The following is a 23,580-nucleotide window of genomic DNA, read 5'->3' as shown; positions in this document are numbered from 1 at the left end:
CGATGGACCAGATCACCGCCATGCGCGTCTTCGCCCGCGTCGTCGAGGCCGGCACCTTCACCCGCGCCGCCGACCAGTTGCAGATGCCCAAGCCTTCCGTCACGAAGCTCATCCAGCAGCTGGAGGCGCATCTCCAGGTGAAGCTCCTGCACCGCACCACGCGGCGCGTGACGGTCACGCCGGAAGGTGCGGCCTACCACGAGCGCACGTCGCGCTTGCTGGCGGAGCTCGACGAGATCGAGTCCGACCTGGCCGGCACGCAGGCGCAGCCGAGGGGCTGCGTGCGCGTGGACATCGGGTCGGTGGTGGCCAATCTGATCGTCATGCCGCAGCTGCCCGCGTTCTTCGAGCGCCATCCGCGCGTGCACCTGGCCCTGGGCGTGAGCGACCGCCCGGTGGACCTCGTGGGTGAAGCGGTGGACTGCGTGATCCGAGGGGGTGCGATCTCCGACCAGACGCTGGTGGCGCGCCGCATCGCACAGATGGCCTTCGTGACCGTGGCCGCTCCGGCGTATCTGGCGCGCCACGGGGCACCCGCCACGCCCCACGACCTGATGAACGGGCGCCATGCGATGGCCAGCTACTTCTCCGCGCAGTCCGGCCGGCAGGTGCCCGCCACGTTCGTGCGCGGCACCGAGCGCGTCGAGGTCCAGGGCCAGGGCCGCATCTCGGTCAACGAGAGCACCGCCCACGTGAACGCCGCGCTGACCGGACTCGGCCTCGTGCAGACCTTCGGGCCCATCGTGCAGGCGCACCTCGACAGCGGTGCCCTGGTGGAGGTGCTGGCGGACTGGGCCCCGCCGCCCATGCCGTTCCACGTCGCCTATCCCAACCGGCACCTCAGCGCCAAGCTGCGCGTGTTCGTGGACTGGGTGGTGGAGGTGTTTGCGCCGTACAACGCGGGTCGGTGAAGGTGCTGCCGCGTCGGACCGATGCGGCAAGAGGGCGCCATTGCCGTCAGGGCCGCAGCGGCGCGCAGCGCTACCGCTGGGAATTCCGGAAGCGGCGCGAGCACGTCGCCATCGACGTGCCCGGCCCGTTGACTTTCGACAACAGCCTGCTCATGCTGCAGGCCCCGAAGGCGGGCTGGGCATCGCCGACGTGCCCGACGGCCTCGCTCGCCAACACCGCGGGCAGGCAGCTCAGGGGCGGACGCGAGTGACCCGCAGCACGGCGCTGGCGCGGCGCAAGGTGCGCATGACGTCGGCCAGGTGCAGGCGGTCGCGCACGCTGATGAGCAGCTGCAGTTCGGCGGTTTCCGAGGCCGGCTCGTTGCCCATCTCGATGTGGGTGATGTCGGCTTCAGCAGCGCTCACGGCCGCGGCGACCTGAGCCAGCACCCCCTTGCCGTTCTTGAGCAGAATGCTGACGCGCGTCTCGAAGGCGCGGGTCGGTTCCTCCGCCCAGTCGACGTCCATCCAGCGCTCGCTGTCGCGCTCGAAGAGGCGCTTGCCGACGCCGCACTCGGCGGTGTGCACCATCAAGCCCTCGCCGCGACCGAGGTAGCCCACGATCGCGTCGCCGGGGATGGGCCGGCAGCAGGTGGCCAGCTGGACCGAAGCCCCTTCGGCCCCGTCGATGACCACGAGGCCCTGGGTCGGGGTGGCGTCGTCCGCCGCGTACCGTCCCATGGTCAGGGTCAGCGCGTCCGGCTTCACGCCATGCTCTGCCATCAGCTGGGCCAGGCGCTTGGCCACGATGGTGGCGATCTTGCGACCGAGTCCCACGTCGATCAGCAGATCCTCGCGAGTGCGGTTGCCGCTCCAGCGGGTGAGCTGCTGCCACAGGCCGCCGGCCGGGGCATCGGGCGCGTCGGGCGGCGGCAGCGCGAGGCCCTCGGCACGCAGTGCCTGCGCCAGCAACTTCTCGCCGAGCAGTTCCGACTCCTCCTGCTCCATGTTCTTCAGGTAGTGGCGGATCTTGGAACGCGCGCGGCCGGTGCGAACGAAATTGAGCCAGCCGGGGTTTGGCCGGGCCCCGGGCGCCGTGATGACTTCCACCACGTCGCCGCTGCGAAGCTCGGTGCGCAGGGCCACGGGGTCGCCGTTCACCTTGGCGGCCACGCAGTGGTCGCCGATGTCGGAGTGGATGGCATAGGCGAAGTCGACGGGCGTCGCGCCACGCGGCAGCGCCATGATCTTCGACTTGGGCGTGAACACGTAGACGGCATCGGGGAAGAGGTCGATCTTGACGTGTTCGAGGAACTCGCTCGCATCCCGCGTTTCGTCCTGGATGTCGACCAGCGACTGCAGCCACATGGACCCGAGCCGCTGGGCGTCCTGCACCTGGCCGCCGCCGGCCTTGTAGACCCAGTGCGCGGCAATGCCCTTCTCGGCCACGGCGTGCATGGCCTCCGTGCGGATCTGGAACTCCACCGCCGTGCCGAGCGGGCTGACCAGCGTGGTGTGCAGCGACTGGTAGCCGTTGGCCTTCGGGATGGCGATGTAGTCCTTGAAGCGGCCGGGCAAAGGCTTGTAGAGCTGGTGCAGCACGCCGAGCGCCAGATAGCATTCCGGCAAGGTCTCGACCACGATGCGGAACCCGAAGATGTCGTTGACCTGCGCGAAGCTCAGGTGCTTCTCTCGCATCTTGGTGTAGATGGAATACAGCGTCTTCTCGCGGCCGTACACCTGCGCCTGCGCGCCCTGGTCCTGGAAGGCCTTTTCCACTTCGCGCTGGATGCGCTCGACGATGTCACGGCGGTAGCCGCGCGCGCGCAGCACCGCCTTCGACAGCGCGGCATGCCGCCAGCGCCGCAGGTACTGGAACGACAGCTCCTGCAGCTCGCGGTAGGTCTGGTTCAGGCCCAGGCGGTGCGCGATGGGGGCGTAGATGTCGAGCGTCTCGCGGGCGATGCGCACCCGCTTGGACTCGGCCATCGACGACATCGTGCGCATGTTGTGCAGCCGGTCGGCGAGCTTGATGAGGATGACGCGCACGTCGCGCGCCATCGCGAGCAGCATCTTGCGGAACGACTCGGCCTGCGATTCCTCCTTGGTGGAGAACTGCAGCTTGTCGAGCTTGGTGAGCCCGTCGACCAGGTCGGCGGTGGCCGCCCCGAAGCGCTCGATCAGCTCGGCCTTGGTGACCCCGCAGTCCTCCATCGCGTCGTGCATGAGCGCGGCCATGATGGCCTGCGCATCGAGCTTCCAGTCGGCGCACAGGCCGGCCACCGCGATCGGATGGGTGATGTAGGGCTCGCCACTGGCGCGGAACTGGCCCAGGTGCGCCTCGTCCGCGAAGCGGTAGGCGTCGCGCACGCGCTTGATGTCATGCGGCTCGAGGTAGTCGAGCTTGTGGGTGAGGGCGGCAAACGAGGCTGCGGCCGCGTCGGTGGCGGCCGCAGGCATGGGTTCGGGCGGACTGCGGCGGCCGGAGCCGGCGGCGTCGGGTTTTCGCAGCGATGAGGAAGTCGGGGCACCCATGGTGCTAATTTAGCCCGGAATGCCGGCCGGCACGACGCAAAGGGTTGTCGCACCAATGAAAAACGGCCCCGAAGGGCCGCTTTGACGGTGCCGATCCGGCGCTCAGACCGGAACCTTGCGCAGCATCTCGATGCCGATCTCGCCGGCGGCGATCTCACGCAGCGCGGTGACGCCGGGCTTGTTCTTGGTTTCGATCTTCGGGGCATGGCCCTGGCTCAGCATGCGGGCGCGGTAGGTCGCGGCAAGCACCAGCTGGAAGCGGTTCGGGATCTTGGTCAGGCAGTCTTCAACGGTGATGCGGGCCATGGGTCACTCCGGGTAAGGCGATCAGTTCAGGCCGAGCGCGGCAAACACCGAAGGCTTGGCCTTCTTCTGCACCGCGTACTTGAGCCGTTGCGCGTGAACGATCGCTTTGAGATCGAACAGCGCTGTTTCGAACAGGGCGTTGATTATAACGAAATCGAAGTGCCGGGCCTGGTCGACCTCGATGCGGGCGTTCACCAACCGCTGGGCGATCACCTCGGGGGCGTCTTCGCCGCGGCGGGTCAGCCGCTGCTTCAATTCGTCCCAGCTCGGCGGCAGGATGAAGATCAGGATGGCGTTCGGGAACAGCTTCTTGATCTGGAGCGCTCCCTGGTAATCGATCTCGAGCACGACGTCCTGGCCCACGGCCACGCGCTCCTGGATGGCGGCGCGCGAGGTGCCGTAGCGATTGCCGTGCACCTCGGCCCATTCGAAGAACTCGCCGTCGTCGATCATCTTCTGGAACGTGGCGGTGTCCACGAAGAGGTACTCGCGGCCGTTCTGCTCCTGGCCGCGCGGCGCCCGGGTGGTGTGGGAGATCGACACCACGAGGTGCGAGTCGAGCTCGAGCAGGGCCTTCACGAGGCTCGATTTGCCGGCGCCGCTCGGGGCGGCGACGACGAAGAGGTTGCCGGGGTAGTCCATCGTCGATGCGGGGAGTGGGGCGGTGCGAAACCGCGACCGGCAGTCTATCAGTCGGCCCGGCGTCGGCGCGTGCACGGGGAGGGCGGCAGCGGCAAGAGTCGACGTTCCGGTGACACTGCCGACCGTGCCGACCGGCAGCGGGCAGCCCGATTGCTCGCTGACCGCACCTTGGCCACCCGAAAGATGCCCCTGAACCGCATGCCCACCGACAACGGCACCGATGACCGCCGGCCCGACGAACTCGACCGGGCTGTCGAAGGCCTGAAAAGGGAAGTTCCGAACCCCGTCTGCCGCGCCATCCGTTGGGTGACCGCGCCGGAGTCACGCTGGATCCGCATTCCGCTCGGTCTGCTCTGCATCGCGGCCAGCGTGCTGTGGTTTCTGCCGGTGGTGGGCATCGAATTCCTGCCCCTGGGTCTGTTGCTCATCGCGCAGGACGTGCCCTTTCTGCGCCGTCCCGTGGGCCGCATGACGCTCAAGCTGGAAGCCGTCTGGCGGTTGTTCAAGCTGAAGCGCCTCAAGCGACGCCGCATCTGAGCGCGGTCAGGCACTTCGTTTGGCCGAAAGCGGGGCCAAGCGCACGCAGGCGAGCGGCACGATGCCCGGGATCGCCTGCCGTGTGGTTCAACCAGGCAGGAGTGAGCGTCGATGGACAAGCCGCTGGACGAGCGGGACCCCGTGCTGCTGTCGCTGGGCAGCATCAATGCCGACTTCGAGATGCGCACGGACGAAGCGCCGGGTGCGAAGGAGACGCTGGCAGCACACGACCTCGTGCGCCTGTCGGGCGGGAAGGCGGCGAACCGGGCGGCGCTCGCCCGCCGGCTGGGATGTGCCGCCTGGCTGCTCGGGCGCGTGGGCACGGACGACCTCGCCGCACAGGCCTTGCAGCCGCTACGGGACGCCGGCGTCGATCTCGACGGCGTCCTGCACGGGGCCCCGGGCACGGCCGTGTCCATCATCACGGTGCCCCCGGACGGGAAGAAGCGCATCGTGCTCGCCGGCCGATCCAACCTGGCCTTTTCTGCAGCAGAGGCGGAGGAGGTCGCCAGCCGTGTGGCGGCCGCGCCATCCGGCTCGGTGCTGACCGTCGACTTCGAGGTGAGCCCGGACGCGGCCTCCAAGGCCATCACGCGAGCCCGGCAAGGCGGCATTCGAGTCGTCGTCGATCCTTCGTTCCCGAACGACGTCCCTCTGGAGATCTTGCGCGAAGTCGACGTGCTCACCCCGAACGTCGAAGAGGCCTTCGCGCTGGCAGGCCTCTCCGAGCGGCCCGATTCATCCGATCCCCATGCGATTCAGGAGGCCGCTCGTCGACTGGCCGACCTCGGCCCCGGGTGCGTGTGCGTCAAGCTGGAGGATGGTGGGTGTCTCGTGCTGCATGACGGTCGTTGCTGGTACCAGGGAGCGGCCGCGCCGGACAAAGTCGTCGACACCTCCGGCGCGGGTGATGCGTTCACCGGTGCCTTTGCCGTCGCCCTGCTGTCGGGGTGCGATGTCGCAACGGCCGCCGTGCACGGTGTGGCCGCCGGCGAGATGGCCGTGGCCGGCTACGGTTCCCAGCCGGCCTACCCTGACCGCCAGGCGCTGGATGCCCGGATGGCGCTGGCGCGCGAGCGTGAACCCTGGCCCGGCAGCTTCGGCCGGGCCAAGGGCCGCTGACGAGGGCGCATGGCTCACGACGACCCGTGGCGACTCGTTTTCGACCCGCCTGACCCGGCAACCCAGCCGCAGCGCGAGTCCTTGCTGGGGCTTGGCAACGGGTTGCTGTTCGTGCGGGCCGCCCCGCCGGAAGCGGCGTTCGGCGGCACGCACGAGCATGGCGAGGCCGCCGCCCCGCCGCCCCGGCAGGCACCCGGTTACTACCCGGGCCTGTATGTCGCGGGCTTCTACAACCATGCCGTGCGGCGCATCGAAGGGCGCGACTTGCCCATCACCGCGCTCGCCCGCTTGCCCGATCCGTTCGGGCTGAGCTTTCGGCACGAAGGCGAGGCGACATGGTTCGGCGGTGGCCACGTCGAATCGCGCCGGGACACCTTGCACATGGCCGAAGGCGTGGCGCGCCGCGAATGGACGTCGGCCGACGCTGCCGGCCGGCGCACGCAAGTGGTCGAGACGCGCGCGGTCAGCATGGCCGAAGCGGGCCTGGCGTGGGTGCATTGGTGCGTGACGCCGCTGGACTGGTCCGGGGCGGTCGTCGCCGGGGCGCGCCTGCAGACCGCAGTGCGCAATGCCAAGCTCTCCCGCACCGCCGCCTACGAGGGCGTGCACCTGCGGGTGACGCCCATGCCCGGTGTGGCGAGCGCACCTGCCGCGATGGCGGTGCGGGCGGACACCCTCGACGGCCGGCGCCATGTGCACATCGCCAACGGGCTCGTCACCGTGCCGCCCGGCGAGGCGATGAGCCCCCCGGAACGCCTTGCCGCGGACGCACCGCTCGAGTCGACGCAGCGGCTTCACGCTGCCTGCGGGCAGGCCTTCGAGCTGCTGTTGTGGGTCCGCGTCTCACCCACCGATGGCAGCGGACCCGCGCCCGCCGACGCGATGGCATGGTCGGCCTCCCACGCCACACCCCTCGACGCGCATCGCGAGGCGTGGAAGGCGTTGTGGGAACGGGTCGTGGCCGCGTGCGGCGACGCGGCGCTCGAGCGCGCCCTGCGATTCGCAGCCTTTCACCTGCTTCAAGCCGGCTCGCCGCAGGCGGCCACGCGCGACGTCGGACTGCCGTCGCGCGGCTGGCAGGAGGGCTACTTCGGCCACGTGTTCTGGGACGCCGGCTTCGTCCTTCCGTTCACCTGCGTCCGGCTGCCCGAGGTCTCTGCCGGCTGGCTGGAATACCGATCGGCCCGCCTGGGTGCGGCCCGCCGTGCGGCACAAGCGGCCGGGCACACCGGAGCCATGTTTCCCTGGCGCAGTGCCGTGACCGGCGACGAGGAGACACCGCAGGCGCAGTGGATCCCGCCTGCCCGCCGGTGGAAGTCCGACCACACCTTCCTGCAGCGCCACATCGGGGCCACCATCGCACATGATGCGTGGCTGCAGTACCTGGCGACCGGAGACGCCGAGCACTTCGTCCACTGCGGCGGCCTGCTCATCGTGGAGATCGCCCGCTACTGGGCCTCGTGCGCGACCGAGGGCAGCGACGGCCGCCTCGAGTACCACGGCGTCATGGGGCCCGACGAGTACCACGAGCGCCCTCCGGGCGCCACACGCCCGGGCCTGTCGAACAACGCCTGGACCAACGCGATGGCGGCGTGGACGCTCCGGTGCGCCGCCGAACTGCCCGCGCACCTCGACGTGCGCCATTGGCAGGCGTTGCAGCGCCATGCCGCCCTCCCTGAGGCGGAGATCGAGACGTGGCACGACGCCAGCCGCCGCATCGCCTTGCCGCGGCTCGCGGGCGACGTGCTGTCGCAGTTCGACGGGTTTGATCGCCTCATCCCTCCGCAAGATGCCAACCTGCCGCCGCCCGAGTCCCGTCAACGCGAGGACTGGTGGCTGATGGCCCGGGGCGATGACGTCAATCGCTACCAGGTCATCAAGCAGCCCGACGTGCCGATGCTGTTTCACCTGCTCGGCGCGCATGGCGTGGACGACCTGGTGCGTCACCTGGGACTGCAGTTGGACGAAGGTTGGCAGGCCCGCACCCTCGCGCACTACCTGCCGCTCGTGAGCCACGAGTCGAGTCTGTCGCGGGTGGTTCTGGCAGGGGCGCTGTGTGCGCACGACCCGGTGGCCTCGTGGCGGCATTTCCGCAAGGCGCTCGACACCGATCTCGCGGCCGGCCCGGGCAGCAGCACCCATGAAGGGCTGCACCTCGGCGCCATGGGCGGTTGCTGGGACGTGCTGCAGCGCTGTTACCTCGGCCTGTGGCTTGGCCCCCAGGGCATCGAACTGCGGCCGCAACCGCCTGATGAACTGGACGACGTGACGACGGTGGTGCACGTGCGCGGCCACCGCCTGCGGCTACGGCTACGGGGCCGGCGCCTGCAGTTGGCGTGCGAAGCCCAGGGGCCGCGTTCGCTCGGGTGGCGGCACGGGGAACGGAGCGGGGTGCTGGCGGCAGGTCGCAGCGTAGAGCTCGACATCCGTTAGCCCGGCGCGACGCGCACGACGTTCGAAAGAGAGGTGCGACCGGGTCGCTGCGGCCCCGCTTCAGTCGCGCCGACGTGCCACGCGCCACACGACATTCGACAGGTCGTCGGCGACGAACAGCTCGCCGCGGGGCGAGACCGTCACCCCGACCGGCCGGCCCATCGTCTTGCCGTCGGCCTGGAAGCCGGTGACGAAGTCGATGGCCTCGCCGCTGGGCCTCCCGTTCTGGAACGGCACGAAGACCACCTTGTAGCCGACCGGTGCTTCGCGGTTCCAGCTGCCATGCATGCCGACGAAGGCGCCCTCCGCGAAGCGCGGGTTGCCCATCTCCGCATTCGAGAAGGCAACGCCCAGTGGCGCCGAGTGCGACAGCAGCGCATAGTCCGGACGGACAGCCGCCTGGACCTTGTCCGGCCGAGGGGGGCGCACTCGCGTGTCGACGTTGGGTCCCCAGTAGGCATAGGGCCAACCGTAGAACGCGCCTGCCCGCACCGAGGTGAGGTAGTCGGGCACCAGGTCCGCGCCCAGTTCGTCCCGCTCGTTGACCACCGCCCACAACTGGCGCTGCGTGGGCTCGATGGCTAGAGCCGTCGGGTTGCGCAGCCCGGTGGCATGGACGCGGGAGGCGCCCGTTTGTGCGTCGACCTCCCACACCTGGGCGCGGCTCTCCTCCACCTCCATGCCACGCTCGCCGATGTTGCTGTTGGAGCCGATGCCGACGTAGAGGAAGCGCCCGTCCGCACTCGCCGTCAGGGCCTTGGTCCAGTGGTGGTTGATCTCCGAGGGCAGGCGGGTCAAGGTCACGGGGGGCGCCGAGGCTCGCGTCTGGCCGGGCTGGTACGCGAAGCGCACCAAGGCGTCCTGGTTGGCGACGAAGAGGCTGTTGCCCACCAGCGCGAGGCCGTAGGGCGCGTTCAGGTTCTCGGCATACACCCAGCGACCCTCGTAGCGGCCGTCGCCGTCGGCATCGCGCAGCAGCGTCAGGCGGTTGCCGCCCTTTACCGAACTCGTGCCCCGTGACTTGATCACGCTCGCCACCAGGTCCTTGGGGGTGAGGGCGGGCGCGCCGCCACCCTTGCCTTCGGCCACCAGCAGGTCGCCATTGGGCAGCACGAGCATCTGGCGGGGGATCTTCAGGTCCTCGGCGACGGCCGAGACGGTGAAACCCTCCGGCACCTTCGGCTGACGGTCACCCCACGGGGACGGTTCGGCGATCGTCATGTCCGGCAGCAGGCCGCGGTGGGGCGCCGGCAGTTGTGGGTTCGGCCCGATCTGCGGGGTGCCGACCGACGCATCGCCGCAGGCGGCAACGAGGAAGAGCGCGGCGAGCGTCGGCGCGCCACTGCCGATGTGGCGCCGCATCAGGTGCCGGGGCGTGGCGAGGAAGCGGCTCATGCGGCACCTCCGCGACGCAGGGCCGCCAGCCCGAGGGCACTGGCGAGGATGGCCACCAGCAGCACCACTGCCGACAACACGAGCCCCGTCGGCATGGCCGCCCAGGCATCACGTGCATGCACCAGAGCGTTGACGAAGCCCAGCACCAGGGTGGTCACCAACAATGCAAGGTACGGCCACGGGCGCGAAGCGCGCAGGCGACCGGCGGCAACCGCCACAAGGGCCCAGAGCAGGGCGATGCCTGCGACCATCATGCCGCCGGCGATGAGCCAGGCAGCGAAGTTGGTCCATTGCACCTGGTCGGTTCGGGCGTAGGCCCAGTCGCTGAGAACAGCGCCCAGCCACAGCGGCAGTGATGAGAAGGTGATGACGGCATGCATGCCGCCCGCAGGGCAATTGCGGTGCCTGCCCTCGATGAGGCAACAGGGTTGCCGTGTGTGGAGAGGCGCGACGAGCGGGCCATGTCGGCGGGCGACCTCGGCCGCCGCCGCCCCGCTCGCTGCGGCGCCATCACTCCAGGTTCTGCACCTGCTCCCGCAACTGCTCGATCGCCACCTTCATTTCCACGGAGATGTTGGTGAGCTCGATGGACGACGCCTTCGAGCCCAGCGTGTTCGCCTCGCGCAGCAGCTCCTGGATGAGGAAGTCGAGGCGCTTGCCCACCTCGCCGCCCTTCTTCAGCAGGCGGGCGATCTCGTCCAGGTGCGAGCGCAGGCGCGCCAGCTCCTCGGCGACATCGATGCGAATGGAGAAGGCGGCGGCCTCGTTGATGGCACGCTCCTGGAGCGCCTCCTGGGAGATCGTCTGCGTGGCGTTGGCCGCGGCCAGGGCCTCCTGCCACCGTTCGAGGAAGCGCTCCCGCTGGCGCTCGATCGCGGCCGGCACCAGCGGCTCCGCCTCGACGGCCAGCTCACGCAGGCGCTTCACGCGCTCCATCAGCACCGTGACGGTCTTGGCGCCCTCGCGTTCGCGCGCTTCGAGGAGGCCGGCCACGCAGCGGCGGGCCGCGTCGAGGGCGGCGTCGTCGAGCTTCTCGCTCGGCGCGCTGCCCTTGCACCACTGCAGCACCTCGTGCACCGACAGCGGCTGCGCCTTGGGCAGCCAGCTCTGCACCGTGCTCTCCAGCCGGCTCAGGCGATTGAGCTGGTCATGCTGGGGTTGCGGCCAGCTGCCTTCGTTTTCGCGATGGGTGTTGAGCCGCAGTTCGATCTTGCCGCGCCGGAAGGTGCTGGTGATCAGGTCGCGCAGGGCGGGCTCGAGGGACCGGAACTCGTCGGGGAGGCGGAAGCCGAGATCGAGGAAGCGCCCGTTGACAGAGCGCAGTTCGACCATCACGCTTGAGGTCGCGCCAGGGGAGGGGCGGGCCGCGGCCCCGTCACCAGCCGCTGTGGCATCCGTCGCGGATTGCGCCCCGGCGGTGGCGCTGGCATACCCGGTCATGCTGTAGACTGGCATTCAATTTATCGCATTGCAAAATTCGATTATGTCAAAGCCGAAGCCCGCTCCACTGCCATCCGGCACCGTGGTCGGCGGCTACCAGATCATCAAGAAGTTGGCGGCCGGTGGCTTTGGCGTGGTGTACCTCGCCGAAGACGCCGATCGCCACCTCGTGGCCGTCAAGGAGTACCTCCCCTCCTCGCTGGCGGAGCGTGCGCCGGGCGAACTCACTCCCCGGGTCAAGCCCGAGAAGCAGCCACTGTACCGCCTCGGCCTGAAGAGCTTCTTCGAGGAAGGCCGGTCGCTCGCGCAGATCAGCCACCCGAGCGTGGTGAGCGTGCTGAACTTCTTCCGCGAGAATGAAACCGTCTACATGGTGATGAACTACCTGCAGGGTGACACCCTGCAGGATTTCATCGTCACGGCGCGCGACCTGAAGCGCGACAAGGTCTTCCGCGAGTCCACCATCCGCTCGCTGTTCGACGAGATCCTGCGCGGCTTGCGCATCGTGCACCAGCACAAGATGCTCCACCTGGACATCAAGCCGGCCAACATCTTCATCACCAACGAGAACAAGGCGGTGCTGCTCGACTTCGGCGCGGCGCGCGAGGTGCTGAGCAAGGAAGGCAACTTCATCCGTCCGATGTACACGCCGGGCTTCGCCGCCCCAGAGATGTACCGCCGCGACGGCACGCTCGGGCCCTGGACCGACATCTACGCCATCGGCGCCTGCATCTACGCGTGCATGCAGGGCTACCCGCCCAACGATTCGCCGCAACGCATCGAGAAAGACCGCCTGGCGCTGAGTCTCTCGCGCCTGCGCAACGTGTATTCCGACAACCTGATCGAAGTGACCGAGTGGTGCATGTCCCTCGATCCGCTGTCGCGTCCGCAAAGCGTGTTCTCGCTGCAAAAAGAACTGGCGCGCGAGACCGAACGGCGCTATACCAAACTCAGCTTCAGCGAACGACTGAAGCTCCAGCTTGAAAACCTGACCGCCAAGAGTTGAACCATGCGATTTTCCGTTTACCAGGTCAGTCGCAAGGGCGGGCGCGAGAAGAACGAAGACCGCATGGGCTATTGCTACACGCGGGATTCCGGTCTCTTCGCGCTGGCCGACGGCATGGGCGGCCACCCGGAAGGGGAGGTCGCGTCCCAATTGGCGCTGCAGACGCTGGCGGCCATGTTCCAGCGCGATGCCAAGCCCACGCTCAAGGAGCCGATGCGCTTCCTTCACGAAGCCATCATCGCCGGCCACCACCAGCTGCTGCGCTACGCCACCCAGAAGGCGCTGATCGACACCCCTCGCACCACCGTGGTCGCCTGCGTCCTGCAGGGCAACTCGGCCTACTGGGCGCACTGCGGTGACTCCCGCCTGTACCTCGTGCGCGGCGACAAGCTCATTGCCCGCACCCGCGACCATTCGTACTCCGAACTCCAGGAGACGATGAGCCACGTGGTGCCCATGCCGGAGCGCTTCAACCGCAACGTGCTGTTCACCTGCCTCGGCAGCCCCGGCAAGCCGGTGGTCGACACCGTCGGCCCGCTGCTGCTGCAGAGCGGCGACCGGCTGCTGCTGTGCTCCGACGGCCTGTGGGGCACGGTGAGCGATGCGGTGATCACCGAGCAGCTGGCGCGCAACGGCATTGCCGATGCCGTACCGGAACTCGTCGAGCAGGCCCTGCGCAATGGCGGTGCCAAGAGTGACAACGTCACCGTGCTGGCCATGGAGTGGGAATCGGCCGAAGACAACGACAGCAGCGGTGGCATTTCCACCCAGTCGCTGGGCGAGGAGGTGTTTGCCTCCACGATCCAGGCCAGCGTGATGGGTGAGGCGCCCGCCGACGAACTCGACGACGCCGAGATCGAGCGCTCCATCCGCGAGATCAACGAAGCCATCAAGCGCTCGTCCCAGAAGAAGTCCTGAGCGCCGCCCGCCCCATCCGCGCCCCGCGACAATCGCGGGGCGTTTTTGCTTTCAAACCGAGCCGACCTCCATGTCCTTCACCCGCCCCCTGAACCGCGCCGCCGACGCGCTGCGCCCGGTCACCATCACCCGCCACTACACCAAGCACGCGGAAGGTTCGGTGCTCATCGCCTTCGGCGACACCAAGGTGCTGTGCACCGCCTCGGTGGAAGAGAAGGTGCCGCCGCACAAGAAGGGCTCGGGCGAGGGCTGGGTGACGGCCGAGTACGGCATGCTGCCGCGAGCTACCCACACCCGCAGCGACCGCGAAGCCGCGCGCGGCAAGCAAAGCGGCCGCACGCAGGAAATCCAGCGCTTGATCGGCCGCTCGCTGCGCTGCGTGTTCGACCTCAAGGCGCTGGGCGAGCGCACCATCCACCTCGATTGCGACGTCATCCAGGCCGATGGCGGCACCCGCACCGCGGCCATCACCGGCGCCTACGTGGCGGCCGTCGACGCCGTGCGCACCCTGCAGCAAGCCGGCAAGCTCGTCGAGTCGCCCATTCGCCAAGGCGTGGCCGCCATTTCCGTCGGCATCGTCGAGGGAACGCCGCTGCTCGACCTCGAATACATCGAGGACTCGGTGTGCGACACCGACATGAACGTCGTCATGACGGCCGGTGGCGGCTTCGTGGAGGTGCAGGGCACGGCCGAGGGCGTGCCCTTCAGCGACACCGAGATGTCGCAATTGCTGGCGCTGGCGCACAAGGGCGTGCGCGAACTCATCGAAGCCCAACGCCAGGCACTGGCCGGCTGACGGGGGGCGGCGCGCCATGCAGCTCGTGCTCGCATCCAACAACGGCAAGAAGCTGGCGGAACTGCAGGCGCTGTTCTCCCCGCTCGGTGTCGACCTGGTGACCCAGGGCTCGCTCGGGATCGGCGAGGCCGAGGAACCGCACGGCACGTTTGTGGAGAACGCGCTCGAGAAAGCCCGCCATGCGGCCCGTGCGTCGGGACGCGCCGCCATTGCCGACGACTCCGGCTTGTGCGTCGATGCGCTGGGTGGCGCACCGGGCGTGCTGTCGGCCCGCTACGCGACGCTCTTCGGCGGGCCCCGCACCGATGCGGACAACAACCGCGTGCTGCTGGCCAACATGCTGGCCCACACCGACCGGCGGGCGCGCTTCGTGTGCGCCCTCGTCGCCGTGCGCAGCGCCGACGATCCGGAGCCGCTGATCGCCTTCGGCCGCTGGGACGGGGAGTTGCTCGAAGCGCCGCGCGGCAGCGCGGGCTTCGGCTACGACCCGCTGCTGTTCATTCGTGAACTCTCGGCGAGCGTGGCCGAACTGCCGGCCGAGGTGAAGAACACCGTGAGCCACCGTGCGATCGCCGCACGCCAGATGCTCGGCCTGATGCGCGAGGTCTGGCACCTTGGCTGACATCCCCATCCTGCCGGCGGCCGCTGAGGAGCCGGGCGTGGCAGCCGACATGGTGGCGCGCTACATGCGCCCGGGCACCCTGTCGCTGAGCGCCTTGCCGCCGCTCGCGCTCTATGTGCACCTGCCCTGGTGCATCCGCAAGTGCCCGTACTGCGATTTCAACTCCCACGAGTCGCGGGAGACGGTGCCGGAGGCGGATTACCTGGCGGCGTTGCGGGCCGACCTCGAAGCGGCACTGCCGCTCATCTGGGGCCGCCGCATCCACAGCATCTTCATCGGCGGCGGCACGCCGAGCCTGTTCTCTCCGGCCGCCATCGAGCAGCTCATCACTGACCTGCGCGCGCGGTTGCCGCTCGAGCCCGCGCTCGAGATCACGCTGGAGGCGAACCCCGGCACCTTCGAGCGCGACCGCTTCAAGGCCTTCCGTGCCGCAGGCGTCACCCGCCTGTCCATCGGCGTGCAGAGCTTCGACGACGCGCTGCTGCGGTCGCTGGGCCGGGTGCACGATGCAGCCCAGGCGCTGGCCGCGGTGCAGGAGGCCCGCGCGCATTTCGAGACCTTCAACATCGACCTGATGTATGCGCTGCCGGGGCAGGACCTCGAGCGCTTCGAAGCCGACCTGTCGCAGGCGCTCGCGCATGCGCCGCCGCACCTGTCGGTGTACCACCTGACCATCGAGCCGAACACGATGTTCGCCAAGTTCCCGCCGGCGGTGCCCGACGACGACACGGCATCGGACATGCTCGACCTGATCACCGCACGCACGGCCGCGTCAGGCCTCGAACGCTACGAGGTGTCAGCCTTCGCCCGTCCGGGTCACCGCTCCCAGCACAACCTCAACTACTGGCATTACGGCGACTACCTCGGCATCGGCGCCGGCGCCCACAGCAAGCTGTCGTTGCCGCACCGGGTGGTGCGGCAGATCCGCTTCAGGGACCCTGCGCGCTACATGGCCCAGGCCACGGCCGGCCAGGCGGTGGCGCGCGACGAGGAGGTCGAGCGCAGCCAGCTGCCCTTCGAATTCATGCTGAACGCGCTGCGGCTGCGCGAAGGCTTCGAACTCGCTCGCTTCACGGAGCGCACCGGCCTGCCGCTCACCGCGCTGCAAAAGCCCTTGGCCGAGGCAGAGGCGCGGGGGTGGATCACGCGGGACTTCGTTCGCGTCGAGCCCACTGAACGAGGTTTCGACTTCCTGAACGACTTGCAGGCTCTGTTCCTGTAGCGCGCGGCGTCATCGACGCACGTACAGCGACGCCGACACGGACGGGTCTTTACCGGTAACGATCTGCTGCAGCCGGCAACCGGGCGTGTTCAGGGCGAGCACGCTGACCGCAGCGCCCTGGAGCGGGCAACCCGGGGCGTGCCGGCGGGCCGCCCTCGACCTCAGCGTCGCCGCAATGGAACCGTGCCCAACACAAGGTCACATTTGCCTCGTCCTTCTCAGTGACACTGCGGGCCCGCGAGCCCTGCGCTGCCCACCGGCCGCACGGCATCCCATCCGTGCACGAGGCCGACCCATGATCCCCGCCACCACCCACCACGCCCGCGCCCACAAGGTGCGCCGGCTCGCCGCCCTTGTCGCAACCCTGGCCGGCACCAGCCTCCTCACGGCCTGTGGTGGCGCGAGCGAAGGCGCCACCGCCCAGCGCACCGATGTCGATGCCACGCCCGCCGAGCAAGGCGCCGCCCCGGTGACGGACGCAGGCGGCCTGGCCGGGGCGGCAGCCGTCCGCATGGGCACCACGGCCACCCCCATCGTGGCGAACGCGACCGGAGCCTGCGTCGAAGCCGTTGCAGCGAGCTGGGACGTTCGGCTCGCCGCATGCAGCACCGCCAGCGCCGCACAGCAGTTCAGTTTCACGCCGGTTGCCGCCGGCACGTCGACCTATGCCTTGCGCAATGCGCAGACCGGGCTGTGTGTGACCGCGACCGGCACCGGGGCAGGCGCCTTCGTCGAGCTCGGCGACTGCCGGACCACGCTCACGCGCCAGCACTTCGAGGTGGAACCGCGCGCAGGCAGCACGTCGCTCGTGCAGTTCAGGAACCCCTCGAGCCGCTTGTGCCTCACGGCGCCCTCCGGCCTGGGCACCCTCGGGTTTTCGATGCGCGCGTGTTCGACGTCCGACGGCAAGCAGGCGTTCCGGATGCCGGCCGCTGCTGCACCGGCACCTGCACCTGCACCTGCACCGGCACCGGCACCGGCACCGGCACCTGCACCTGCACCTGCACCTGCACCGGCACCTGCGCCCGCACCGGCTCCTGCTCCCGCCCCGGCGCCCACCCCCGCACCCGCGCCCGCTCCCGCCCCCGCCCCCGCCACGTCCACCGAAACCAGTTTCATCGCCAGCACCGCCGAATTCGGCAACCCCGAGCGCGGCATGTACACCTGGGCGGCCGACAACCTGCTCCAGTGGACGCAGGCGGATGCCGATGCGCAGTTCCGCGCCGGCTACCGGGTGGTGTATGCACCGGTGCGTCTCGATGCCTATGCGGCCAGCGCCTTGCCGGACAGCGTGCTGGCCCAGCTCACCGAGCGCTTCGCCATCGCCCGGCGTGCAGGCCTGAAGCTCGTGCCCCGCTTCCTCTACAACTACCCGGAGAGCGAAACCGAGTACCGCAACGTCAAGGATGCGCCGCTCACGCGGGTGCTCGGCCACATCGCCCAGCTCAAGCCGGTGCTGACCGCCAATGCCGACGTCATCGCCTACCTCCAGGCCGGCTTCATCGGGGCGTGGGGCGAATGGCATACCTCTTCCAACGGCCTCACGGCCGCGAGCCCTCGCACCGCCATCCGTGATGCGCTGCTCGACGCGCTGCCGGCTGACCGCTTCCTGCAGCTGCGCTACCCGGCGTACCTGATGCAGTGGGCGCCGCAGGTGCCGGCATGGCGCGACGGCTCGGCGGCAAGCCGCATCGGCGTGCACAACGACTGCTTCCTGGCCTCGACGACGGACGTCGGCACCTACAGCGAGAACGCGAGCACCCGCGCGCGCGAACGGGACTACGTCGCCGCCGTGTCAGCCGTGACGCCCTTCGGCGGGGAGACCTGCAATCCGGCCGATGAACCGAACCCGGCGCCGCGCACCACCTGCGAAGACATCCTTCGCGAAGGCAAGCAGTTCTCGCTCAGCTACCTGAACAACGACTACTACCGCGACACGTTCCATGCCCGCTGGGAAACGCAGGGCTGCATGGCCGAGGTCAAGCGCCGGCTGGGCTACCGCTTCGAGCTCGACACCTTGCGCCACAGCGCCGAGGTGGCGGCCGGCCAGGCCGGCCAGCTGCTGCTGACCGTGCGCAACGTCGGTTGGGCGCGTGCCTACAACCCGCGAGCCGTCGTGCTGGTGCTTCGCCATCGCACGGGTGGAGGCGTGGTGCGGGTGCCGGTGCCGGCGGTGGATCCGAGGGCCTGGTTGCCGGGGACCACGAGCACCGCATCGGCCGCCTTCACGTTGCCTGCCGGTACGCCCGCTGGTACGTACGACGTGCTGCTGGCGCTGCCCGACGCAGCCGAAAAACTGCGCACCGACGTTCGCTACAGCGTGCGGCCGGCGAACGCGGACAACGCCTCACGCTCGCAGGCGTGGGAGTCGTCGCTGGGCGCCTTCCGCACCGGTACGCTCCTGACGGTCCGCTGACGCAGCTCGGGCGACCGTGGACGCTCGACGTCCACCGGTCCGCCCGGCCTTTCATCGCTGCCTGCATCGCTGCCGACAACCCCCGTTCGAGGGGAGCCCCAATCGCAATGGTTGCCGGCCGTAAGGCCGCTCGACAGTGCGTGAGCCCGTCCGCATGATGGCCGCCGAATCGACTTCAACGGGCGGACATGACGACTTCACGGCGCGGACTTCGGACGGGCGCGAGCGCGAGCAGGCACGAGAGACGGTGGCAAGGCGCGCTCGCTTCGGCGAGCGCGATGCTGGCCATGGTCACCAGCGCCTCGGCCGCAGGCCTGGAAGGCTTCGAGGCACCGGTGCTCCCGGCGGCCACCCACACCTACAAGCCGGTCGGCTCCAGCTGGGCCTTTGCCGGGGTCACCGGCAGCGGCATCCAGCGCAATGGCAGTGCCTTCACCGCGGGCACCGCGCCCGAGGGGCAGCAGACCGCATTCCTCAAGAGCGCCGACGCACGGGTGTCGCGCACCGTCACCCTCACGCCGGGGGTCTACCGGGTGTCGTTCATGGCGGCGCGCCGCGCCGGCAACGCCGTCAACCCGGTGCAGGTGTGGCTGGACGATCGTCCGGTGGGCGGACCTCTTTCGCCCCCCTCCACCGCATTCACCCGCCTGGTCAGTGCCAACGTCACCGTCCCGGCCGCGGGGTCGTACACCCTGAAGCTGGGCACGACCTTCGCGGGCAACCACGCCACGTTCATCGACGCGGTGTCGATCGACACGATCAACCCCTTCGACAGCCTGTACACGAGCACCTTCTCGCTCAAGCCGCTCGGCAAGGAGGCGCAACCCGCGGTGGCGAAACCGCAGGCCAAGGCCACGAGCCTGGCCGCGCCCAGCTACGTCGACCCCGTGTTCGGCACCCGGGTCTACCGCGCCACCATCGCCTCCGACCGTGGCAGCCCGTCACGCTACGTGCGCCACGACTACAGCCGTCGCCAGGCCTTCAATGCGGACAACACGCGCTACCTCGCTCACTCCGAGGATTCCTTCTGGCTGCTGTACGACGCCAACACCTTCAAGGTCCTGCCGCGCAAGGGCACTGGCGGCGCGCTGCGCGACATGGCGGGCCAGTGCGAACCCATCTGGCACCCGACCGACCCGTCCAGGCTCTGGTACACCGGTCGCGAAGGCGGACTCGTCTGGTACGAGAAGAACGTGGAGACCGATGCGGACGACAAGGTCATCGGCGACTTCCGGGCGCGCATCAAGGCCCGCTGGCCGGGTGCCACGCAGGTGTGGACCAAGGGGGAGGGCACGTCGTCGGCTGACGGGCGCTACTTCGCCTTCATGGCCAGCCACTACGACGAGGCCACCCAGGTCAAGACCATCCACGGCCTGTTCACCTGGGACCGCGAGACGGACACCATCCTCGGCATGCTGGACGCATCCCAGTTCGGCAACGCCTACCCGGACCACATCAGCATGTCGCCGAGCGGCAAGTACGCGGTGCCCTCGTGGGACAACCGACCGGAACTCGGCACCCGGGCCTACGTGCGTGATTTCTCGAGCCACCGCAAGCTGCTCGACAAGAGCGAGCACAGCGACCTGGCCTTCGGTCCGGCCGGCCAGGACTACTACGTGGTGACGGACTACAGCAGCAAGCAGATCCGAGCCATCGACCTGGCCACCGGCGGCAGCTTCGACATCATGTCCCTGTACCCGCGAGTCGGCTCCGCGTATGCGGCCCACATCTCCGGACAAGCCTTCGGTCGCCCCGGGTGGGCATTGATCAGCACCTACGACGACTACCGTGACTACGGGGTGCGCCCTGACACCACGCTCGAGGCGCCGTACCGCAAGCTGATGCTCGTGGAACTCAAGCCGGGCGGCAAGCAGTACGCCGTCGCCCACACGCGCGTGGTGGACCGCTGGCAACTCGGCACCGACGGGTATTTCGGCGAACACCAGGCCACCATCAGCCGGGATGGTTCACGCATCCTGTTCGCCACCAACTTCAACGACCAGGGCCCGGCGTCGAGCTACATGGTCGGCCTGCCGTCGTGGGTCTTCATCGGCAGCACGGGGACGCCGGAGGTGCCCGACCCGGGCTCGGCGCCGCTCGCCTTGACGCTTGGCACCGTCACGCGGTCAGGCTACGCCGCGAGCTTCTCGCTCACGTCGAACGTGGCCGCGAAATGCCGCATGGGCACCCAGGCGGGAACGCCGTATGGCGCCATGTACGACAACCTGACGGCTTCCTCGGACGGACGCTTGCACACGAAGACAACCAGCTTCGGAACGCCGGGCGCGCAGACCGTCTACATCGCTTGTCGCGCCGATGGAGCCGGCGACGAGAAGTCACTGGTGGTCGCGATTCCCTGAGGCGACGCCGTCGACGTGCGCCGAGCGGCTCGCCAGGCGGACTTCCGGGCGGAAATGAAAGAAGGGCGGCCGAGAGGCCGCCCTTTTGCTGCGACGCGCTGAAAGGCGCAGGCGCTTCGCCCGCCGTCCAGCGGCTGACCGCTCAGACCCGGTTCATCGACAGGCCAGAGGTCGAGCGCAGTCGCTCGATGAGCTTGGGCGCGATCTGCGTGAGCGGCAGCACCTCGTGCGCCGCGCCTGCATTGATCGCTTCACGCGGCATGCCGAAGACCACGCAGCTGGCCTCGTCCTGAACGTAGTTGTAGCTGCCGGCATCCCGCAGCTCTTTCATGGCGCGCGCACCATCGGCGCCCATGCCGGTCAGCATGATGCCCACCGCGTTGGGGCCCACCACGCGGGCGGCCGACTTGAACAGCACCTCCACGGAGGGCTTGTGGCGGTTCACCGGTTCGCCGTCCTGCACACGGGCAATGTAGTTGGCGCCGCTGCGCTCGACGCTCAGGTGAAAGCCTCCCGGCGCGATGTAGGCATGGCCCGGAAGAATGCGCTCGCCGTCCTGCGCTTCCTTCACGCTGATGCGGCACAGGCCGTCCAGGCGCGCGGCATAGCTGCGGGTGAAACCGGGCGGCATGTGCTGGGTGATGACCACGGCCGGGCTGTCCGGCGGCAGGTTCACCAGCACCTCCTTGGTGGCTTCGGTGCCACCGGTGGAGGCGCCGATGAAGATGATCTTCTCGGTCGAGAGTCGCCCGATCGCGGCGACCGGCACGGGGCGGGCCGCAGCGGGTGCTCCGGGGGCCGCCGGCGTCGGCGCGTGGTGCTTGCGGATGTGGGCCTTCGAGGCGATGCGCACCTTGTCGGTGATGTCCTCGGCCAGCAGCCGCAGGCCGTCGGCGATCCCGATCTTCGGCTTGGCGACGAAGTCCACCGCGCCCAGCTCGAGCGCGCGCATGGTTACCTCGGCACCGCGTTCGGTCAGGGTCGAGACCATGACGACCGGCATCGGGCGCAGGCGCATCAGCTTGCTGAGGAAGTCGATGCCATCCATGCGCGGCATCTCCACGTCCAGCGTGATCACGTCCGGATTGGTTTCGCGGATCATCTCGCGCGCCACGAGCGGGTCGGCCGCGGCACCCACGCAGACCATGTCGGGCTGGCGATTGATGATCTCGGTAAGCAGGCTGCGGACGAGGGCCGAATCGTCCACCACCACCACGCGGGTTTTTTCCATGTTGGGTTCTCCTTGCCCGAGGGCGCTCGCTCGAGGAGTTTGAAGTGTTGTCAGAAGAGGTCGACCGAGCCGCCGCCGGTGGCCGCGGGCACGGCGCGCTGGGCGGCCGCACGGTCCTGCGCCACGAGGGAATCCACGTTCGTGGGCGCCAGGCGCTTGACCATGGCCTTGCCGCTGCCGGGCAGGAAGCACACCTTGCGCGGGTACACGTCGAGCACGTCCTTGGAGACGACGGGGATGCGTTCGGTCTTCAGGTAGTCGAGCACGAAGCTGGTGTTGCGCTCGCCGACGTTCATCGTCGTCATGCCGCTCACCACCTGGCCGCCGCCGAAGACCTTGGCCTCCATGGTCATCCGGCTCGCACCCCGCTTCATCATCTCGTTGATGAGCAGTTCCATGGCATAGGAGCCGTAGCGGCCGGAGTCACCGGCGCCGTCGGGCAGCATGAAGTGGTTCATGCCGCCCACCTTGGCATTGCGGTCGTAGATGCAGGCCGCGATGCAGGAGCCGAGCGTGGTCATGATCAGCATGTCTTCGTTGTGCACGAAGTACTCGCCGGGCAGGATCTTCACCGCATCGTTCTTGAAGTGGGCGTCGTAGAAGAAGAAGGAGGCCTCGCCGGGCTTGCGGGGGGCGGCCTTCAGCCGCTCGAGCCGTGAGGGCGGCGGGCTGGTCGTCGAGAGAAGGGCCATGGGAGGATCCGGTTTCGCCAGGAGGTGAGGGTGCGTTCGCCCGGGGCGTCAGACACGCTCGTAGATCGTCTTGCCACGCAGGCGGAAGAGATCCTTCGATTCAGTGAAGTTCTCGGAATGGCCCACGAAGAGCAGGCCGCGGGGTTTCATCACCGCATGGATGCGCTCCAGCACCTTGCGCTGCGTGGGGGCGTCGAAGTAGATCATCACGTTGCGGCAGAACACGATGTCGAACGGTTCGCCGAGCGACCATCGGGTGTCCATCAGGTTGTGGACACGGAACTCGATGAGCCGCGCGAGTTCGGGTTTCACCCGGATCGAGCCGCTGTTCTCGCCCTTGCCGCGCAGGAAGTGGGCACGCAGCCGCTCGGGGGTGAGGCCGCGTGATTCGGCGGTGTACACGCCGCGGCTGGCCGTGGCCAGCACCTTGGTGTCGATGTCGCTCGCGATGATGCGCACCGGCGCATTGGCGCCCAGCGCCTCCACGCAGGTCATGGCGATCGTGTAGGGCTCCTCGCCGGTGGAGGCGGCGTTGCACCAGATGCGCAGGTTCTGCCCGGCGCGCGCCTTGAGGTCGGCCAGCAGGGAAACGAAATGGTGCTCCTCGCGGAAGAACGAGGTGAGGTTGGTGGTCAGGCAGTTGACGAACTCCTGCCATTCCTGCTCGGCGGCGGCGCCGGTGGCGCTCTGCAGCCATTGCAGGTAGCGGGCGAAGGAGGTCTGGCCCGTCTCGCGCAGGCGGCGCGAGAGGCGGCTGTAGACCATCGCCTGCTTGCCGGCATGCAGGCTGATGCCGGCGCGCTGGTAGATGAGGGCGCGCACGCGCTCGAAGTCCTCGGCACCGAAGGCGAATTCCTGGTCCCCGCCGGGTTGGGCCAGGCTGCGCAGGGCGGCCAGTTCGGCAGGAAGTGCAGCGCTCATGAAGGCTCCAGGGTTGAACGGTTGAACGCATCCGCACCGCGGGCAACGCGGTTCGGACGTGTTGGGTATATCGGCCAGGAGTCTGCGGAGCTTGAG

At 68.9% G+C, this 23,580-nt stretch carries 21 protein-coding genes; 12 read left to right on the top strand and 9 right to left on the bottom strand.

Annotated elements, in window-relative coordinates; translation table 11 throughout:
* The first annotated feature begins 2 nt into the window (after positions 1-2).
* Together ACSQ2F_RS14720 and ACSQ2F_RS14715 are read left to right on the top strand one after the other, a co-directional pair.
* Positions 3-911 (top strand): LysR family transcriptional regulator, encoded by a 909-nt coding sequence (locus ACSQ2F_RS14720; protein ID WP_436024060.1) that lies wholly within the window; start codon positions 3-5, stop codon positions 909-911.
* A complete protein-coding gene (locus tag ACSQ2F_RS14715; RefSeq protein WP_436024058.1) occupies positions 908-1,162 on the top strand; it encodes a hypothetical protein in 255 nt (84 codons plus the stop codon). The genes ACSQ2F_RS14720 and ACSQ2F_RS14715 overlap by 4 nt, the downstream gene beginning before the upstream one ends.
* Here the strand turns inward: ACSQ2F_RS14715 and ACSQ2F_RS14710 are convergent.
* From ACSQ2F_RS14710 to gmk, 3 genes are all read right to left on the bottom strand, one after another.
* A complete protein-coding gene (locus ACSQ2F_RS14710; protein WP_436024056.1) occupies positions 1,143-3,425 on the bottom strand; it encodes a RelA/SpoT family protein in 2,283 nt (760 codons plus the stop codon). The genes ACSQ2F_RS14715 and ACSQ2F_RS14710 overlap by 20 nt on opposite strands.
* Positions 3,426-3,527: 102 nt before the next feature.
* A complete protein-coding gene (gene rpoZ / locus ACSQ2F_RS14705) occupies positions 3,528-3,731 on the bottom strand; it encodes a DNA-directed RNA polymerase subunit omega (RefSeq protein ID WP_056462407.1) in 204 nt (67 codons plus the stop codon).
* A 21-nt stretch (positions 3,732-3,752) separates the two neighbouring features.
* Positions 3,753-4,373 carry a guanylate kinase gene (gene gmk / locus ACSQ2F_RS14700; protein WP_436024054.1) on the bottom strand — a complete coding sequence of 207 codons (621 nt, stop codon included), beginning with the start codon at positions 4,371-4,373 and terminating at the stop codon, positions 3,753-3,755.
* A gap of 183 nt (positions 4,374-4,556) precedes the next feature.
* Between gmk and ACSQ2F_RS14695 the strand changes: the two genes are divergently transcribed.
* The 3 genes from ACSQ2F_RS14695 to ACSQ2F_RS14685 all read left to right on the top strand — a co-directional run bounded on the left by ACSQ2F_RS14695 (position 4,557) and on the right by ACSQ2F_RS14685 (position 8,465).
* Positions 4,557-4,910, top strand: coding sequence for a hypothetical protein (locus tag ACSQ2F_RS14695; RefSeq protein WP_436024052.1), 354 nt, complete (start codon positions 4,557-4,559; stop codon positions 4,908-4,910).
* A gap of 111 nt (positions 4,911-5,021) precedes the next feature.
* The gene (locus ACSQ2F_RS14690) at positions 5,022-6,032 is read left to right on the top strand and encodes a PfkB family carbohydrate kinase (protein ID WP_436024050.1); all 1,011 of its coding nucleotides are present in this window, start codon (positions 5,022-5,024) and stop codon (positions 6,030-6,032) included.
* Between the two features lie 9 nt (positions 6,033-6,041).
* Positions 6,042-8,465, top strand: coding sequence for a hypothetical protein (locus ACSQ2F_RS14685; RefSeq protein WP_436024048.1), 2,424 nt, complete (start codon positions 6,042-6,044; stop codon positions 8,463-8,465).
* Between the two features lie 60 nt (positions 8,466-8,525).
* Here the strand turns inward: ACSQ2F_RS14685 and ACSQ2F_RS14680 are convergent, their stop codons facing one another.
* The 3 genes from ACSQ2F_RS14680 to ACSQ2F_RS14670 all read right to left on the bottom strand — a co-directional run bounded on the left by ACSQ2F_RS14680 (position 8,526) and on the right by ACSQ2F_RS14670 (position 11,315).
* On the bottom strand, positions 8,526-9,827 hold the full coding sequence (locus ACSQ2F_RS14680; protein WP_436026831.1) for a PQQ-dependent sugar dehydrogenase: 1,302 nt from the start codon (positions 9,825-9,827) through the stop codon (positions 8,526-8,528).
* Positions 9,828-9,856: 29 nt separating this feature from the next.
* Positions 9,857-10,240, bottom strand: coding sequence for a DUF2231 domain-containing protein (locus ACSQ2F_RS14675; protein WP_436024046.1), 384 nt, complete (start codon positions 10,238-10,240; stop codon positions 9,857-9,859).
* Between the two features lie 130 nt (positions 10,241-10,370).
* A complete protein-coding gene (locus ACSQ2F_RS14670; RefSeq protein ID WP_436024044.1) occupies positions 10,371-11,315 on the bottom strand; it encodes a YicC/YloC family endoribonuclease in 945 nt (314 codons plus the stop codon).
* Between the two features lie 28 nt (positions 11,316-11,343).
* Here ACSQ2F_RS14670 and ACSQ2F_RS14665 point away from each other — a divergent pair, with 28 nt between their 5' ends.
* The 7 genes from ACSQ2F_RS14665 (at position 11,344) to ACSQ2F_RS14635 (ending at position 20,640) form a co-directional block, all read left to right on the top strand.
* Positions 11,344-12,306 (top strand): serine/threonine protein kinase, encoded by a 963-nt coding sequence (locus ACSQ2F_RS14665; RefSeq protein ID WP_436024042.1) that lies wholly within the window; start codon positions 11,344-11,346, stop codon positions 12,304-12,306.
* Between the two features lie 3 nt (positions 12,307-12,309).
* Entirely contained in the window at positions 12,310-13,224 is a 915-nt protein-coding gene (locus tag ACSQ2F_RS14660) for a PP2C family protein-serine/threonine phosphatase (RefSeq protein WP_436024040.1), read from the top strand.
* 70 nt (positions 13,225-13,294) lie between these two features.
* Complete coding sequence (rph, locus tag ACSQ2F_RS14655) at positions 13,295-14,020, top strand: ribonuclease PH (RefSeq protein WP_436024038.1); 726 nt, start codon at positions 13,295-13,297, stop codon at positions 14,018-14,020.
* 16 nt (positions 14,021-14,036) lie between these two features.
* Complete coding sequence (gene rdgB / locus ACSQ2F_RS14650) at positions 14,037-14,642, top strand: RdgB/HAM1 family non-canonical purine NTP pyrophosphatase (RefSeq protein WP_436024036.1); 606 nt, start codon at positions 14,037-14,039, stop codon at positions 14,640-14,642.
* 49 nt (positions 14,643-14,691) lie between these two features.
* Positions 14,692-15,864, top strand: coding sequence for a radical SAM family heme chaperone HemW (gene hemW, locus ACSQ2F_RS14645; protein WP_436026829.1), 1,173 nt, complete (start codon positions 14,692-14,694; stop codon positions 15,862-15,864).
* Between the two features lie 295 nt (positions 15,865-16,159).
* Positions 16,160-18,280, top strand: a complete 2,121-nt coding sequence (locus ACSQ2F_RS14640) for a DUF4832 domain-containing protein (RefSeq protein ID WP_436024034.1) — start codon at positions 16,160-16,162, stop codon at positions 18,278-18,280.
* A 287-nt stretch (positions 18,281-18,567) separates the two neighbouring features.
* The gene (locus tag ACSQ2F_RS14635; protein WP_436024032.1) at positions 18,568-20,640 is read left to right on the top strand and encodes a hypothetical protein; all 2,073 of its coding nucleotides are present in this window, start codon (positions 18,568-18,570) and stop codon (positions 20,638-20,640) included.
* 142 nt (positions 20,641-20,782) lie between these two features.
* Here the strand turns inward: ACSQ2F_RS14635 and ACSQ2F_RS14630 are convergent, their stop codons facing one another.
* Genes ACSQ2F_RS14630 through ACSQ2F_RS14620 form a run of 3 tightly spaced genes read right to left on the bottom strand, consistent with a single transcriptional unit; the run spans position 20,783 to position 23,484 of the window.
* Positions 20,783-21,871 (bottom strand): protein-glutamate methylesterase/protein-glutamine glutaminase, encoded by a 1,089-nt coding sequence (locus ACSQ2F_RS14630; protein WP_436024030.1) that lies wholly within the window; start codon positions 21,869-21,871, stop codon positions 20,783-20,785.
* A gap of 50 nt (positions 21,872-21,921) precedes the next feature.
* A complete protein-coding gene (gene cheD, locus ACSQ2F_RS14625; RefSeq protein ID WP_436024028.1) occupies positions 21,922-22,563 on the bottom strand; it encodes a chemoreceptor glutamine deamidase CheD in 642 nt (213 codons plus the stop codon).
* 48 nt (positions 22,564-22,611) lie between these two features.
* The gene (locus ACSQ2F_RS14620) at positions 22,612-23,484 is read right to left on the bottom strand and encodes a CheR family methyltransferase (protein ID WP_436024026.1); all 873 of its coding nucleotides are present in this window, start codon (positions 23,482-23,484) and stop codon (positions 22,612-22,614) included.
* Positions 23,485-23,580 lie beyond the last annotated feature (96 nt).

Source organism: Rhizobacter sp. LjRoot28, assembly GCF_964253025.1.
Lineage (GTDB): Bacteria > Pseudomonadota > Gammaproteobacteria > Burkholderiales > Burkholderiaceae_C > Rhizobacter.
The sequence above is the reverse complement of the archived record's forward strand: the minus strand, read 5'-3'. Positions and strand labels throughout refer to the sequence as shown.

Bases quoted from the DNA above. Each gene is read 5' to 3' on its own strand.
- ACSQ2F_RS14685 (WP_436024048.1), top strand. From the start codon at position 6,042: ATGGCTCACGACGACCCGTGGCGACTCGTTTTCGACCCGCCTGACCCG.
- ACSQ2F_RS14690 (WP_436024050.1), top strand. From the start codon at position 5,022: ATGGACAAGCCGCTGGACGAGCGGGACCCCGTGCTGCTGTCGCTGGGC.
- ACSQ2F_RS14670 (WP_436024044.1), bottom strand. From the start codon at position 11,315: ATGCCAGTCTACAGCATGACCGGGTATGCCAGCGCCACCGCCGGGGCG.
- ACSQ2F_RS14640 (WP_436024034.1), top strand. From the start codon at position 16,160: ATGATCCCCGCCACCACCCACCACGCCCGCGCCCACAAGGTGCGCCGG.
- ACSQ2F_RS14695 (WP_436024052.1), top strand. From the start codon at position 4,557: ATGCCCCTGAACCGCATGCCCACCGACAACGGCACCGATGACCGCCGG.
- ACSQ2F_RS14620 (WP_436024026.1), bottom strand. From the start codon at position 23,484: ATGAGCGCTGCACTTCCTGCCGAACTGGCCGCCCTGCGCAGCCTGGCC.
- gmk (WP_436024054.1), bottom strand. From the start codon at position 4,373: ATGGACTACCCCGGCAACCTCTTCGTCGTCGCCGCCCCGAGCGGCGCC.
- ACSQ2F_RS14660 (WP_436024040.1), top strand. From the start codon at position 12,310: ATGCGATTTTCCGTTTACCAGGTCAGTCGCAAGGGCGGGCGCGAGAAG.
- rpoZ (WP_056462407.1), bottom strand. From the start codon at position 3,731: ATGGCCCGCATCACCGTTGAAGACTGCCTGACCAAGATCCCGAACCGC.
- rdgB (WP_436024036.1), top strand. From the start codon at position 14,037: ATGCAGCTCGTGCTCGCATCCAACAACGGCAAGAAGCTGGCGGAACTG.
- cheD (WP_436024028.1), bottom strand. From the start codon at position 22,563: ATGGCCCTTCTCTCGACGACCAGCCCGCCGCCCTCACGGCTCGAGCGG.
- ACSQ2F_RS14710 (WP_436024056.1), bottom strand. From the start codon at position 3,425: ATGGGTGCCCCGACTTCCTCATCGCTGCGAAAACCCGACGCCGCCGGC.
- ACSQ2F_RS14630 (WP_436024030.1), bottom strand. From the start codon at position 21,871: ATGGAAAAAACCCGCGTGGTGGTGGTGGACGATTCGGCCCTCGTCCGC.
- ACSQ2F_RS14680 (WP_436026831.1), bottom strand. From the start codon at position 9,827: ATGCGGCGCCACATCGGCAGTGGCGCGCCGACGCTCGCCGCGCTCTTC.
- rph (WP_436024038.1), top strand. From the start codon at position 13,295: ATGTCCTTCACCCGCCCCCTGAACCGCGCCGCCGACGCGCTGCGCCCG.
- ACSQ2F_RS14635 (WP_436024032.1), top strand. From the start codon at position 18,568: ATGGTCACCAGCGCCTCGGCCGCAGGCCTGGAAGGCTTCGAGGCACCG.
- ACSQ2F_RS14665 (WP_436024042.1), top strand. From the start codon at position 11,344: ATGTCAAAGCCGAAGCCCGCTCCACTGCCATCCGGCACCGTGGTCGGC.
- ACSQ2F_RS14720 (WP_436024060.1), top strand. From the start codon at position 3: ATGGACCAGATCACCGCCATGCGCGTCTTCGCCCGCGTCGTCGAGGCC.
- ACSQ2F_RS14675 (WP_436024046.1), bottom strand. From the start codon at position 10,240: ATGCATGCCGTCATCACCTTCTCATCACTGCCGCTGTGGCTGGGCGCT.
- hemW (WP_436026829.1), top strand. From the start codon at position 14,692: ATGGTGGCGCGCTACATGCGCCCGGGCACCCTGTCGCTGAGCGCCTTG.